The sequence below is a fragment of the Proteiniborus sp. genome, from assembly GCF_040308045.1.
In the GTDB taxonomy this organism is placed as follows: domain Bacteria; phylum Bacillota; class Clostridia; order Tissierellales; family Proteiniboraceae; genus Proteiniborus.
In genome coordinates this window covers 1-14230 of the sequence record NZ_JAWRHZ010000015.1, presented here as the reverse complement: position 1 = coordinate 14230, position 14230 = coordinate 1, and the positions used below count along the sequence as shown (strand labels likewise).

The following is a 14230-nucleotide window of genomic DNA, read 5'->3' as shown; positions in this document are numbered from 1 at the left end:
ATTATTAAAAATGAAAAATATGTAGGGGATATCCTAATGGGAAAGACCTTTACTCTAGATCCAATAAGTAAAAGAAGATTGGATAATTTTGGTGAAGAAGAAAAGTATTATATTAAAAATAACCATGAACCTATTATATCAAGGGAACAATTTAATAAAGCAAAAGAAATATTAGAAAAAAGAAGTAGAAATCATAATCAAGGAAGAATGAAAAAACATAGCTTAAAATATGCCTTTTCCAGTATGATGAAATGTGCCTACTGTGGAGGAAATATTACCAGAAGAAGATGGCATAGTGGATCAGATAAACAAAAGGATGTCTGGTTCTGTACAACTGCAATCAGGAAGGGAAAGAAATCCTGTCCTGAATGTAAGGCAGTAGAAGAAAAGATAATAGAAAATGCCTTTGTAAAAGCCTTTAATATCCTATGTAGAGATAACAAAACCATAGTAGAGGAATTTCTAGAAAATATAGAGAAGGAATTACAGTCCAGGGATAATAAAAAACTATTAAAGCAAATAGATGGGGATATAAGAAATGTAGACAATAAAATAAGTAAACTCCTAGATCTACATCTAGAAGATAAAATAGATAAAGAAAACTATGAGGAAAAATATACTGAACTAAAGAAAGAACTCCTAGAACTAAAAACAGAAAAGAAAGAATTAGATATAGTAGAAGGTGAAGAAAAAACTATTAAGGAGAGAATAGCATCCTTCAGGAAACTATTCGAAAGCAAAGAACCACTAGAAGAATTTGATAGGGAAGTATTTAAAACTGTAGTGGAAGAAGTTATTATAGGTGGGTATAAAGAAGATGGAAGTATAGATCCTTATATGTTGATATTCATATTTAAGACAGGCTTAACTAGCAAAATGGATGGACATAAACAAATTTCCAAAAGTGAGCAAAATGCAGGTTTACAAAAATGCACCTATCAAGAGGACGAGCCACGTTGAGAGTATAATTCTGATGACGTATTGTGGTTGAAAGGAGAAAAAGCAGGGTTCGACCACAATATATAGTGGTTTCGGGATAGAATTTGGGTCAAAAATCGGCTAAAAAACACCGATTTTTGACCCTTTTAAATAGGACATTTGACAGATGACATTGGATAATTGGAGATATAGGAAGAGTAAATGGTTAAATTTGGTTGATATTATGGTAGGTGAATTATATACTATAGATGAACATAGGTAAAATATTGTGCATGTAAAAAGAAAAAGCAAACAACAAGTTGTGTAGGAGGAGAAGCATGGAAGAATTAGTTTTATCAAAAATTAAAAAACATATGATTAATGATTGTGTGGATTTATATATTGAAACATTCACTAAAGAACCATGGAATGATATTTACGAATCAAGAAAACAAGTAGTGGAGTTTTTTAATAATCATTTTAACAATAACTACTTTGTAGGTTATGCAGCTTTGTTAGATGATAAGGTAGTAGCCTTGAGTATTGGTATGAAAAAACCATGGATAGAAGGCTTTGAATATTATATAGATGAATTTTGCGTTAGTTATGAAATGCAGGGTAGAGCTATTGGCAGCTGGTTTATAAAGGCAATAGAAGAAGATATTAAAGAGCAAGGAATGAATGCAATGATATTAAATACAGAAAAAAATTATCCATCACAGAAGTTCTATGAAAAAAACGGATTTAAAACACTTAGTGATTTGATAATTCTTGTTAAATAGTGCGGAGATAAAATTAAGTATATATACAGTTATATAGGAAAAAATGTTTTCTAACATTTATATTTGGCGTCGCAGTGGTAAGATGTTGTACGCTAACTATGTCTATCCAAATTACATTTATATGATGATTTCAATTATAGTTATCATAAAAATTTGTGATTCAATGGTGATGGGCAAAATAGGCAATATAGATTAAATAATATTTATCAAGATATTTTGAGATATCTAGATACAAGAAATAGAATTGAAAACCAAGGGGCTAAGTTTTTAGGTTAATTTAAATTATAGACATAGCCTCTTTTTTATATCTCGAAATAAAAAGGGAGGGGTAAATTTTCTTGATTGGATATTTATTCCTTTTTAAATTGACTAAAGTTGGCTATGTATATATAATAACAATATCAGTGCTGTTGATATTGTTATTGATAATGAGCGGATAACATAAGTGATGTTAACGAGCTATTAGAAGAAGCTATCATAGAAACGGAATCTCTTAACTGGGTTTGCAAAATGAATGGCAATCTAAAGGTGATTGAAAAGACTTAATTAAATAAACAACTTTACAAGGAAATGTAATGTTTTAATTTTGCTAAAAAGAAGGTGAAAACGTGAAACAAAAAATTTTAATCATAGATGATGACATAGAACTTTGTGCTCTTGTTGAAAGGTACCTTGAAACAGAAGGCTATGTCGTTACCACCAAACATAATGGAGCAGACGGTCTTACAGAAGGATTAACCACTTCATATCAGCTTGTTGTGCTTGATGTCATGCTTCCGCAGAAAAATGGCTTTGATATACTTTCTGATCTGCGTAAAACAAGCAGCGTGCCGGTTCTTATGCTTACTGCAAAAGACAGTGAAATCGATAAGGTTTTAGGACTTAGGCTCGGTGCTGATGATTATCTTACAAAACCATTTAGTATGAATGAGTTTGTTGCAAGGGTGCAGTCTATCATTCGTCGCTATACTACTTTAGGTGGTGAGAGTGTAGAGGAATCTGCATCTATGCTGACATTTGATAATCTTTCAATCGCACCTGCTACAAGGGAGGTTATAGCCTCTGGAGCAACTGTGGATCTTACAGCAAAGGAGTTTGATTTGCTTTATTTCCTTGCTAAGAACAGTGGTAGGGTTTTTACCAAAAAACAGATATATCGTGCAGTATGGAAGGATGAATATGCATTTGATGATAACAATATTATGGTACATATTCGTAGACTCCGCAAAAAAATAGAGCCGAATCCTGAACAGCCTCAGTTTATTCAGACTGTATGGGGTGTTGGTTACAAATTTGATGGAGGGAGTATAATATGAGTATATTTATTATAGTTACCCTCAGCCTGATTTGTATTCTGTGTATATTTCTCTTTGTTATGCAGAGAAAACAGCTAAGGCAAATGTTAGACGTTCTTGTGGCGGCTAAAAATGGAGAAAATAAAAAAATATTTATCAAAGATAACGGAGTTGTTTCGAAAATAAGTTTTGAAATTAATGAGTTAATTTATAGCCATAACCAAGAATTATCACGTCAGAAAAGGTTAGAGCAAGCAAACAAAGAATTACTCACAAGCCTTTCCCATGATGTGAGAACGCCCCTTACATCTTTGCTTGGTTACTTGGACGCACTTGAAAGTGATATTGTTGATGATGGGGAAAAAGAGGAATACATCAAAATTGCTAGAAAAAAAGCCTATGACTTAAAGAGGCTTATTGATACACTGTTTGACTGGTTCAAGATAGACTCCAAAGAATTGAAGCTGATCAGGCAAGATACTGATATTTGTGAGTTAACTAAAGAAATAGTTATTGATTGGTTGCCTACATTAGAGCAGAAGGAAATAACTCCCGAAATAGAAATTCCAGATGAGGAATGGATCCTAGAACTTGACACTTCTGCATATAAGCGTATGGTATGCAACCTTATTCAAAATGCGGTAGAGCACAGTAGTTGCAGTCATTTGAAGGTTGCCGCCAAACAGAATAACGGTATTATTAGCATAATAGTAAAAGATAACGGGATTGGTATAGGTAAAGATAAACTACCACAAGTTTTTGAACGGTTATATAAAGGGGATACATCAAGAAGTAGACAGAGCAGTGGCCTTGGACTTTCTATTGTCAAAGAGCTTGCAAAGATGCATGGGGGTAGGGTAACTGCACAAAGTAATATAGGTGAATATACAGAATTTACTATTGAACTACCAATGTTTAAGAGATGAGGTCATTTGTCATCTCTTTTTATAGTGGGCGGGAAAATATAAATTTTTCGCAGTTTTAGACTTTCTGTTACACATTTAAAAAAGGCTTCCTTAACCTCCCAACCAATGGGAGACTTTTTTATTAAAGTAAGAAAAAAGTAAGATTTGCGCAAGGGTGATGTCAGCATTACCTGATACAATAAGTATTGTAAGGAGGTCATGCAGATGAGTGAATATGCAATTAAAACAACCAAGCTGACAAAGCGGTTTGGTGAACAAATAGGTGTGGACCGTGTGAATATGCATGTTCCACAAGGGAAAATCTATGGATTGCTTGGTAGAAATGGGGCAGGCAAAACCACTACTATGCGCATGCTGTTAAACCTTGCTGCACCTACAAGTGGAGAAATTTCATTATTTGGAGAGGATTACCGAAAAAATTTAAAGGGAACTTATCGTCGCATTGGTTCTATGATTGAAACACCTGGTTTTTATGAAAACCTAACAGGCAGAGAGAATTTACAAATCTTTGCTCGTTTGAGAGGACAGCACAAAAAGGACAGCATACAAAATGCACTTGAAATTGTAGGTCTTGATAAGGAAAAGAAAAAAACCTTTGGCAACTATTCCCTTGGTATGAAACAGCGCCTTGGCATAGCAGCAGCGATTATGCACGAACCAGAGATGCTCATCTTAGATGAGCCAATTAATGGACTCGACCCTGTAGGTATACAAGAGGTACGAAAATATCTTGAAAAGCTCTGTATTGAAAAAGGAGTAACAATACTCATTTCAAGCCATATTTTAAGCGAGATTGAACAGCTCGCAGATATTATCGGAGTTATGCATGAAGGTAGGCTTATTGAGGAAGTAGCTATGCAGGAGCTTCACCAGCGCAACAGGCAATATGTTGAGTTTGTGGTCTCAGATGAAAACAAAGCTTGTCTTTTGCTTGAGCAAAAGTTTGGACTTACTGATTATAGTGTACATGAAAAGGGTAGTATTCGCCTCTACACTAATTTGGAAATGAGATCAATGCTAAATCAGTGTTTTGTAGAAAGTGATATTTCAGTATCAAAAGTCAATATTAGTGAAGAAAAACTGGAGGATTATTTCTCAAACTTGATTGGAGGTGGGAAACTTGGTTAATCTAGTATATTGTGAATTTTTAAAGCTAAAACGCTCAAAAATGTTTTTTATTAGTGTTTTAGGTGCAATGGTATCGCCTGTCATGGTTTTTGCTGGGCTGATAAAAGCTAAAATTACTGAGCCAAATAAAGTTATTACTTATTGGGATATGCTAGAACAGACAAATTTATATGTACTTCTTTTATTTGGTGTTATTGTATATGGAGTGATAGCTGCATACCTTTTCAGCCGTGAATATACTGAAAATACGTTGAAGTCGATGCTTACCGTTCCTGTTTCAAAGGGAGCTTTTTTAACTGCAAAATTCTTTATGCTTTTTATATGGATGATGATCTTAACAGCAGTAGCATGGATATCCACTTTGCTTTTAAGTATTATCGGCAATGCTGCCCAGTTTAGTGCTACTGTTATTACACAGTCACTTAAAGAGTATTTTCTAGGTGCTTTTTTACTGTATTTTACAATGTCACCTTTCGTCTTTATAACACTTTGGCTTAAAAACTTATTTACACCGATTATTGCAGCAGCCACAGTAGTTCTTGGCAATGTTGCACTGGCTAATGAAGACTTAGGGGTATTGTTTCCGTGGACATCTCCTCATTTGATTGCAAGCGGGGATATTGAAAAATATAACTATTCAATTGAAACAGCTCTTGTTATCATATTGACTGTTTTCTTCTTTGGAGTTTTTTCAAGCTTTGCTTATTTTAAAAAACAGGATGTTAAATAAGGAGGCTTATTTATGGATATTTTAGAATTAATAAAAGTGATTATTATTGGAATTGTTGAAGGTATTACCGAGTGGCTGCCTATCAGTAGTACAGGGCATATGTTACTTCTTGATGAGTTTTTGCAGCTTAATATGAGTGAAGAGTTTAAGGAAATGTTTTTCGTAGTGATACAGCTTGGTGCAATTCTGGCTGTTGTAATTATATTTTGGGATAAGATGTTTCCCTTTGGCTTTAGAGAAAAGCCAATAATCAAAAAAGATATTTTTTTCATATGGTTTAAGGTGTTGGTAGCGTGTATTCCGTCGGGAATTATAGGCCTCTTGTTTGATGACTTCCTAGAAGCATACTTAGGTACTCCTATTGTAATTGCCGCAATGCTTATACTTTATGGAGTGTTGTTTATAGTTATTGAGGCTTGGAATAAAAGGCGTAAACCAAAAACGAATACGTTAGCGGAAATTAGCTATCAAACGGCTTTTATGATTGGAGTGTTTCAAGTGCTGTCTCTTATCCCTGGAACATCGCGTTCAGGTGCAACCATTATTGGTGCGCTTATTATCGGTGTATCCAGAGTAGCGGCGGCAGAGTTCAGCTTTTTTCTTGCTGTGCCGACAATGTTTGGTGCAAGTGCATTTAAACTGTTAAAGTTTGGCTTTGATTTTACAAGTTCAGAGCTTCTTACTCTTGGATTTGGTATGGTGATAGCCTTTATAGTATCGGTATTTGCTATAAAATTTTTAATGGGATATATTAAAAAGCACGATTTCAGAGTGTTTGGTTGGTATAGGATTATACTTGGAATTATTGTACTGCTGTATTTTGTATTGGTGCGATAATATAGATTATGAACATTAGCTTTAGATAGACTATAACAAAATCGTGATATATTCTTTATATACTGTGTCAAAAACATTTTATAATATGTCTCAATATAAAAAGTTCTTTAGCAATTAAGTAAAATTCTTCAGAAAGTAGGAGAATTCGTAGAAAAAACTCTATGATAACTCCTACTTTTTTATTGACATGAAATGATTACTTAAGTATAATTAGTTATACATAACGAACATATATAACTTGACATACTATTTAAATACTAAAGGAAAGGAGATATATTATATGAAAAATGAAGATAAGGAAAAACGTGAAAATGGCATACAAGATAAGTATATGGGTTCTGTAAAGGTAGGAGCTAAGGGACAAATAGTAATTCCAAAAGAAGCACGGGAGATGTTTAATATAGAACCAGGTGATACACTTCTTTTACTGGCAGATGTAGAAAGAGGAATAGCTATTCAGAGACTTGATTACTTTGATAAGATGGCTGATGAAATATTTAGCGGTAAATATAAGCCTGATAGAAATGAAAATAATGAAAATAATGAACATTTGACTGAATTTGCAAAAGAAATAAAAAATGTTAGTAAAATGGAGGATGAAGGTAAATGATTGCGATAAGAACCATAGACCTTGAAAAAAAGTACAAAGAAAAAGTAGCAGTAAACAAGCTTAATTTATCTATTGAAGAAGGAGAATTATTTTCATTGCTAGGTACAAATGGAGCCGGAAAAACAACAACAATTAAAATGCTTTCATGTTTGTGTAGCCCAACAAGTGGTGATGCAATACTACTTGGAGATAGCATAGTTAAAAATTCCTTTGCTGTAAAAGAAAAAATAGGTGTGTCTCCGCAAGAAACAGCAGTTGCACCAAATTTAACAGTTAAGGAGAATTTACAATTGATTTCTGAAGTTTACGGCAATAACAAAAAAGATGCTATAAAAAAAGCTGATGAGATAATTGAAAGTTTTGGACTTGCGGAAATAGCAAAAAGTAAAGCAAAGACATTATCAGGAGGTTGGCAGAGAAGGCTAAGCATTGCAATGTCTCTTATTTCTAACCCGAAGATTTTATTTCTTGATGAACCTACCCTTGGTCTTGATGTCATCGCCAGACGTGAACTTTGGACTATAGTAAAAGAATTAAAAGGTAAAATTACTATTATTCTCACAACACATTATTTGGAAGAAGCAGAAGCTCTATCAGATAGGATTGGTATTATGACAAAAGGCAAACTCAAAGCAGTCGGTACAGCAAGGGAACTTATGGAATGTGCAAATGCACAAAATTTTGAAGATGCATTTATTGCTCTTTCTACAGATGGAGGTGTATCTATATGAAAACATTAGCGTTTGCTTCACGAAATACTAAGGAAATTTTAAGGGATCCTTTAAACTTAGCTTTCGGTATAGGATTTCCATTGGCTATATTGTTTTTACTTTCTATTATTCAGTCTAATGTCCCAGTAAGTTTATTTGAAATCGAAAATCTTGTGCCAGGAATTGCTGTTTTTGGATTTTCATTTATATCAACATTTTCTGGAATGCTTATTGCAAAAGATAGAAGTACATCATTTTTAATGAGATTATTCTCATCTCCACTTACTGGAGCTAATTTTATACTTGGTTATTCACTTCCACTTTTGCCATTTGCAATAGTGCAGAGTGCTATTTGTTTTATTGCAGCATTTTTCCTTGGACTTAAAATTAGCGTTAATGTATTGATTGTATTTATTGTACTCATTCCAACATCCATTCTTTTTATAGGAATTGGGTTATTGGCAGGAAGTTTACTTACAGATAAACAAGTTGGGGGAGTTTGTGGTGCTTTACTTACAAATCTTGCCGCATGGCTATCTGGAACATGGTTCGATTTAAATTTAGTCGGTGGAACTTTTAAACAGGTTGCTTATGCACTCCCCTTTGTTCATGCAGTTGATGCTGGTAAATCGGCACTTGCAGGTAACTATAGTGGAATGTTTCCACATCTTTGGTGGGTAATAGGATATGCAACTGTAATTTTTATTTTAGCAGTATTGATATTTAGTAAAAGAATGAACAGTGATGCAGATTAAATTATATTTAATTAAACTGAATTTTGTTAAAATTATTATACTCTGTGTTTGTAGTTATAGTCATGATGTATCATCTTTTTATAAAGAATGTAATAGATATGTTCCTTTATACCTCAGTTTTTCAAAAGACAGCTGAAATCACAGGGATATGTTTCTACGAACATAAGCTTTAAAAGTCCACTAAGGACATCACTATTAAACTCTCAATCCAAGATGGCTTGGGAAACTGATGGATAAGGTAAGAAATTTCAGTTTGCTGCTGTTAATATGTTGCCCACAACGCAAATATCGTGAATATGTTTCCATAAATAAGTTTTCCGTGGATATGTTCCCGTGAACGGCGGTTTTTCAAAAATCAGCCAAAAACCCATTGGCATGTTCCCGTAAACGTAAGGTTAAAAAAAGCAGCCCAAGACATCAATTCCATCAACTCCACCCATGTGGAGTGCATAGTGTTGATACAAAAGGAAATTATATAGAAATCCTGAGATTCAAGCAGTTTCATGACCATTTTGAGTTTGTGGAAGATGAGCATAATTTTAAGAAAAAGGTTCTAAAAAAATATTTTAATGTTTCGGTGGTAGTAGATGGTCAGTGGGAACACAAAAGAATAATTTAAACAAATTCTATAGCAGAAATGTTTCTTTAAGATATTATATGTTATATAATAATAACAGAAGAGTTTAATTTGATGCATATTTGTAAATAAGTGCGTCCTGCTACAAATGCACGGGACGGCATGGAAACCGTCCCCTACGGTTGATATTACAATATTTTGTGTAGGGGCGGGGTTCCATCCCCGCCCGTTAACTGAACATTATTTATAAAGTACGAAGCATTAGATACTAACAAACCTTCTTTATTTAAATAATTTAACAAGCAAGTCCAACAGCAAGAAACCCTTGCTGTTTTTTATTACATTCACAATGTATTTTTAATTGCCAATAATATATGAATACTATATAATAAAGATATAGATAGCTTATAAGAGTGCAGAAAGTAGGTGGGAAAATGCCAACAATAAGCATGTTTTACGGAATTATTATCAGGATGTATAGGGAACTTGGTGGCAAGCATCATATGCCGCATATACATGTTTTGTATAGTGGAGATGAAGCAATCTTTGATTTTGACGGAAATATGATAGAAGGCCATATCCCAAGAAAACAGCAACAATTAACAATTGCCTGGATATTAATACACCAGGAAGAATTGGGAGCCAACTGGCAATTATTACAGAACGGTGAAGAGCTTTTTAAGATTGAACCTTTGAGATAGGAGGGATTTTAATGTATCCACGACCTAAGGATGTTAAGTATATTGATGATTATAAATTACTTGTTACTTTTGACAATATGGAGAGACGAATCTTTGATGCTGAAGGTCTATTGGGCGACAAATGGTTTACTTCATTAAGGAATAAGGGTCTATTCAAGAACGCAAGAGTTATGCATAAAACATTAGAATGGCCAAATGGTATAGATATATGCCCAGATGATTTGTATGGGTTAAGCAAGCCCTTTAGCGACTCAAACTGTAAAGATTAGCAAGTGTGATTGAACTTCAAGCTATAAAAATAGGACTGTATAATTATGCGGTCCTATTTCTTATATAATGACAGAAAACACCAAGGGGGTAATATCAATCTACGACATCATTATTATCCTCTCAAGGCATGTTGAGACGGTAGTAATGATATCAAGGGCGTAAACCTTAATTTTACTGGGTTTGTTGGATTATATCCAGCTTGTCTACTCGATGGAAAGTGCTAAAGTGCGTTTGTGGGTGGACAGTATAGATAACATCTAAGGTTGTGGAGAACGGATAGATATATAAAAATGGCATTTGCGATCGACCGTCAATCAAGAGATAAATTCCCTTGGTTGGCGGTTTTTACATTCTGTGATTAATAATTTAATTTATATAAGCTTTAAGAAATCATCATTGACAATTTGGTCTATTTTGAATAGACTTATAATATAAAGTCGATATCGTATAGACCAAGGAGGTTTATCATGAAGGAATATAAACTTGCAGAAAGTGAAGAAAAATTAGCAGAATTAATCTGGCAGAACGAGCCGATTGGTTCTGGCGATCTTGTGAAGCTAAGTGAAAAAGAAATGAATTGGAAAAAGTCCACGACATATACAGTACTTAAAAAGTTATGTGAAAAGGGCATTTTTCAAAATGAAAATGCTGTGGTTTCATCTCAAATTTCAAGGGATGAATATTATGCCAAGCAAAGTATACGTTTTGTTGAGGATACCTTTGGAGGGTCTTTGCCGAAATTTCTAACAGCTTTTATCAGTGGTAAAAAATTAAGTAATCATCAGGCTGAAGAGTTGAAAAGATTGATTGATGAGCGCAAGGAGGTGTAGCAATGAGTGAACTATTTCTTACTGTTTTAAACATGAGCTTTACGGCAAGCTATGTAATCCTTTTTGTAATACTTATCAGGCTGCTACTCAAAAAAGCTCCAAAAGTCATCTCCTATGCCTTATGGGATGTGGTTGCTTTTCGCCTTATAATTCCATTTTCCTTTGAAAGCATATTTAGTCTTATGCCACGGAATACAAATACTGTTCCGATTCCCTATGATATCATCTATCAACAAAGTCCTCAGATTAACAGTGGGATAGAAGTAGTTGATTCATTTGTAAGTCAATCACTACCCGCACCGACTGTTGGAGCAAGTGTAAATCCATTGCAGATATATACTGAAATAGGGGCATACATCTGGGTTTTAGGCATAATAGCATTGCTTGTTTATAGCATTGTATCTATCTTGATCTTAAAAAGACAGCTTAAAAGTGCAAGATTAATTGAGAAGAATATCTTTGAAGCAAAGAATTTGAAAACACCATTTGTACTTGGATTAATAAGGCCAAAGATATATTTACCGGTTGGTCTTAGCATTGAAGATAGAAGCTATATTTTGCTCCATGAACAGACCCACATCCAACGAAAAGACCATATAATTAAAGTATTGGCTTTTTTAATATTGTCCATACATTGGTTTAATCCCCTCGTGTGGATAGCGTTCTTGTTAATGAGTACAGATATGGAGTTTTCTTGTGACGAAAGAGTACTGAAAGAAATGAATGAAGAAATTAAAAAGCCTTATGCGAATTCACTTTTGTCGCTTGCTATTGGAAGTCATATATTAAATGGAAGTCCAATTGCTTTTGGTGAGGGGAATGTAAGAGGGAGGATAAAAAACGTATTAAACTATAAAAGGCCAAGGTTTTGGGTAATTGTTTTGTCGATTGTCATTGTGACTGTAGCTGGAATCGGACTAATAGCCAATCCGAAAGCTGCAACTATTGAACCTACTGCGCCAGAGTTATCTTTCGGGCAAATCGTAGGAGTTGACATGGTTCAGCTTGACTATGCTTCTAATGATATAGTAATTTTCCACGATTATTTCGGATTGTTTGTTTATGACCTTAATTCATTACAAATTATACGTAGCCTAGATTTGAAGCCTCTTAACTGTCATCAAACACAAGGAGATAATTATTGTAATGTTTCAGTTAGCATGGACGGTAACACAGTGCAATTACACCCTATGAGCAGTGAAAATATGTTTGTATACACCGTTTCAGATAATACATTACAAGTAACAGCTTATAAGCCAATGGATAATCCATTTAGAAGTCAGTTTGTTCCCATAGAAGAAGTGATTAATTCAACAAAGCTTGGCAATTACAGCCACCATGCAGTCCTCTTTAACACAGACGAATACGGTTATCTCCATACAGAAGATGGCACGATTGTAACATTATCATATGTACGAGGAGATATGGTATTCAGCTTGTTTGATATAAAAGCAAGATTATCTGATAGGCGACCGATGATTATGGTAAATGATAAAATCTACATGGATACAGGAAAAGTAGTGTCTATAGAAATCGGTGATTCGGATATTGTAGGGGAAGTTGTTTCTTCAGTTTCCCAACATGAAAAACCAATGGAAAATGGGCAAACAAACTTTGGATCAATAGGTTCAAAATACGCTTATTATGATGGTAATATTGTTGTTTTGATTAATAACAAATGGGTGCTATTTAAAAGCGAGCAATAAGAATGGATTCAGTTATGGACTAAAGGTATTTATATAATAGGAGGCAAGTTCTGAAAATAACTTTAATAAAAAAGCCTTTCAGATAATAGGCTCAATAATATTGTTTAGTATCTCATTTATACTTTGTCATTTCACTCATTTAGCTACCTTACATGGGAAGTCAGATGCTCTAGTAAGTGTAGGGATTTTTGGTATTGTAGTACTCTTAATTTCTTATATATTCAATCTAAAAATATTGACAATCACAGCTACTTTCGGATACATAATTGCTTTTTTATAGGTGTGTATTTTGAGACAGATGGTATCGTACTTGGAGATGGAGTAATACACGAATTATGGACAGCTTGGCTTGTTAGTTATTGGGTATTTATCGGTATAGGTTCCATATTTTTGGGGTGATTTTTAGATGACATTCGATAAAAGGTTTAATTGTAGAATAAAAATGAGAAAAGCAGGGTTGGAGATATGAAATAATAGCTTGATAAGTTAATATAGCGTTTGTATAATGTATATAAGTATAATCAAGCGAAGTAATAATAGTTTATATTTGGCGAAGGAAGTGAAAAAGCATGAGTACTTATATAGCTCTGATTTTGGTGACTACCGTTTTTATCAAACAACTAAGTTATATGAAAAACCTAATAATTTTAACTAAAAAAAGCAAGATAGAAATTTGTATGATGTTGGTTGGAGTTTTTGTGTTGGCATTAATTACATATTTTTTTGCAAAAGAATGGAATCATTATTTATTGGGATTATTAGCTATTTTAACCTTAATTGCTTTATGGATGAAACAAGGTATTTCTACTAAAGGAATCATTCAGCAATTCCGTGGAAAAGAACTTTATTTATGGAATGAAATTAGTAGAGTAGATATTGAGATTGTAGATAATATTAAAGTGAAATACTTTGGTATATCAAACGCTCAAATTGGAAGCTTGAATTTTGAACGAAAAAACCATGAAATCCTGATGGATATTTTAACCGAAAATGTAAGAAATGTTAATCAGAAGCATTTTACTGAATAAAGATGTAGAGGATTGACTACACTCACGATTTGATATTAGAAGAATGGATTTCACTTTATAAAAAATAGAATTCTAGGAGGGTATGAATGAATAACATCTCAAAATTAGGTTTGATTATGTGTTTTCTTTCTTTTTTAATAATGATTTTAATGTTCTTGCTACATAAAAAAATTCCCAATCTTGTTACGTATTTATTTATTGTAGGATTAGTTTTAAACTTTGTTGGCGTTTTCAGGCAGATAGGAAAAAACAAACAATTATAAACAATACAGTTTAAATTTGAGTGTGATATGTCAACCCTTTTTTGGACAACTTTTTTCCGAACAATATATTTAAATTCCTATGAATTTACTTGTAATTGTAAGATTGCTCCTTTGATTTAGTCAAGGGTATAATGCAATTGCTACGCTCGCCCTTGACTAAACCA

General features: G+C 33.5%; 15 protein-coding genes. All 15 read left to right on the top strand.

The window, feature by feature from the left end; all coding sequences use genetic code 11:
- A partial coding sequence (locus ABV008_RS02400) for a recombinase zinc beta ribbon domain-containing protein (RefSeq protein WP_352418217.1) occupies positions 1-960 on the top strand: 960 nt, incomplete at its 5' end.
- Between the two features lie 296 nt (positions 961-1256).
- Positions 1257-1700 (top strand): GNAT family N-acetyltransferase, encoded by a 444-nt coding sequence (locus ABV008_RS02395; protein ID WP_257531356.1) that lies wholly within the window; start codon positions 1257-1259, stop codon positions 1698-1700.
- Between the two features lie 608 nt (positions 1701-2308).
- Positions 2309-3016: a response regulator transcription factor gene (locus ABV008_RS02390; RefSeq protein WP_352418216.1), complete on the top strand. Its 708-nt coding sequence runs from the start codon at positions 2309-2311 to the stop codon at positions 3014-3016.
- On the top strand, positions 3013-3921 hold the full coding sequence (locus ABV008_RS02385) for a sensor histidine kinase (RefSeq protein ID WP_352418215.1): 909 nt from the start codon (positions 3013-3015) through the stop codon (positions 3919-3921). The genes ABV008_RS02390 and ABV008_RS02385 overlap by 4 nt, the downstream gene beginning before the upstream one ends.
- 204 nt (positions 3922-4125) lie before the next feature.
- Positions 4126-5049 carry an ABC transporter ATP-binding protein gene (locus tag ABV008_RS02380; RefSeq protein WP_352418214.1) on the top strand — a complete coding sequence of 308 codons (924 nt, stop codon included), beginning with the start codon at positions 4126-4128 and terminating at the stop codon, positions 5047-5049.
- Positions 5042-5779 carry an ABC transporter permease gene (locus tag ABV008_RS02375; RefSeq protein WP_352418213.1) on the top strand — a complete coding sequence of 246 codons (738 nt, stop codon included), beginning with the start codon at positions 5042-5044 and terminating at the stop codon, positions 5777-5779. Before ABV008_RS02380 ends, ABV008_RS02375 begins: the two co-directional genes overlap by 8 nt.
- Positions 5780-5791: 12 nt before the next feature.
- The gene (locus ABV008_RS02370; RefSeq protein WP_352418212.1) at positions 5792-6616 is read left to right on the top strand and encodes an undecaprenyl-diphosphate phosphatase; all 825 of its coding nucleotides are present in this window, start codon (positions 5792-5794) and stop codon (positions 6614-6616) included.
- A 280-nt stretch (positions 6617-6896) separates the two neighbouring features.
- Positions 6897-7226 carry an AbrB/MazE/SpoVT family DNA-binding domain-containing protein gene (locus tag ABV008_RS02365; protein WP_352418211.1) on the top strand — a complete coding sequence of 110 codons (330 nt, stop codon included), beginning with the start codon at positions 6897-6899 and terminating at the stop codon, positions 7224-7226.
- Positions 7223-7957: an ABC transporter ATP-binding protein gene (locus tag ABV008_RS02360; RefSeq protein ID WP_352418210.1), complete on the top strand. Its 735-nt coding sequence runs from the start codon at positions 7223-7225 to the stop codon at positions 7955-7957. The genes ABV008_RS02365 and ABV008_RS02360 overlap by 4 nt, the downstream gene beginning before the upstream one ends.
- Positions 7954-8691 carry an ABC transporter permease gene (locus tag ABV008_RS02355; protein ID WP_352418209.1) on the top strand — a complete coding sequence of 246 codons (738 nt, stop codon included), beginning with the start codon at positions 7954-7956 and terminating at the stop codon, positions 8689-8691. The genes ABV008_RS02360 and ABV008_RS02355 overlap by 4 nt, the downstream gene beginning before the upstream one ends.
- Positions 8692-9702: 1011 nt before the next feature.
- A complete protein-coding gene (locus ABV008_RS02350) occupies positions 9703-9969 on the top strand; it encodes a DUF4160 domain-containing protein (protein WP_352418208.1) in 267 nt (88 codons plus the stop codon).
- A gap of 11 nt (positions 9970-9980) precedes the next feature.
- Positions 9981-10238: a DUF2442 domain-containing protein gene (locus tag ABV008_RS02345; RefSeq protein WP_352418207.1), complete on the top strand. Its 258-nt coding sequence runs from the start codon at positions 9981-9983 to the stop codon at positions 10236-10238.
- Positions 10239-10706: 468 nt separating this feature from the next.
- Positions 10707-11069 carry a BlaI/MecI/CopY family transcriptional regulator gene (locus ABV008_RS02340; protein ID WP_352418206.1) on the top strand — a complete coding sequence of 121 codons (363 nt, stop codon included), beginning with the start codon at positions 10707-10709 and terminating at the stop codon, positions 11067-11069.
- A gap of 2 nt (positions 11070-11071) precedes the next feature.
- Positions 11072-12775, top strand: coding sequence for a M56 family metallopeptidase (locus ABV008_RS02335; RefSeq protein WP_352418205.1), 1704 nt, complete (start codon positions 11072-11074; stop codon positions 12773-12775).
- Between the two features lie 569 nt (positions 12776-13344).
- Complete coding sequence (locus ABV008_RS02330) at positions 13345-13803, top strand: PH domain-containing protein (RefSeq protein WP_352418204.1); 459 nt, start codon at positions 13345-13347, stop codon at positions 13801-13803.
- Positions 13804-14230: the final 427 nt, after the last annotated feature.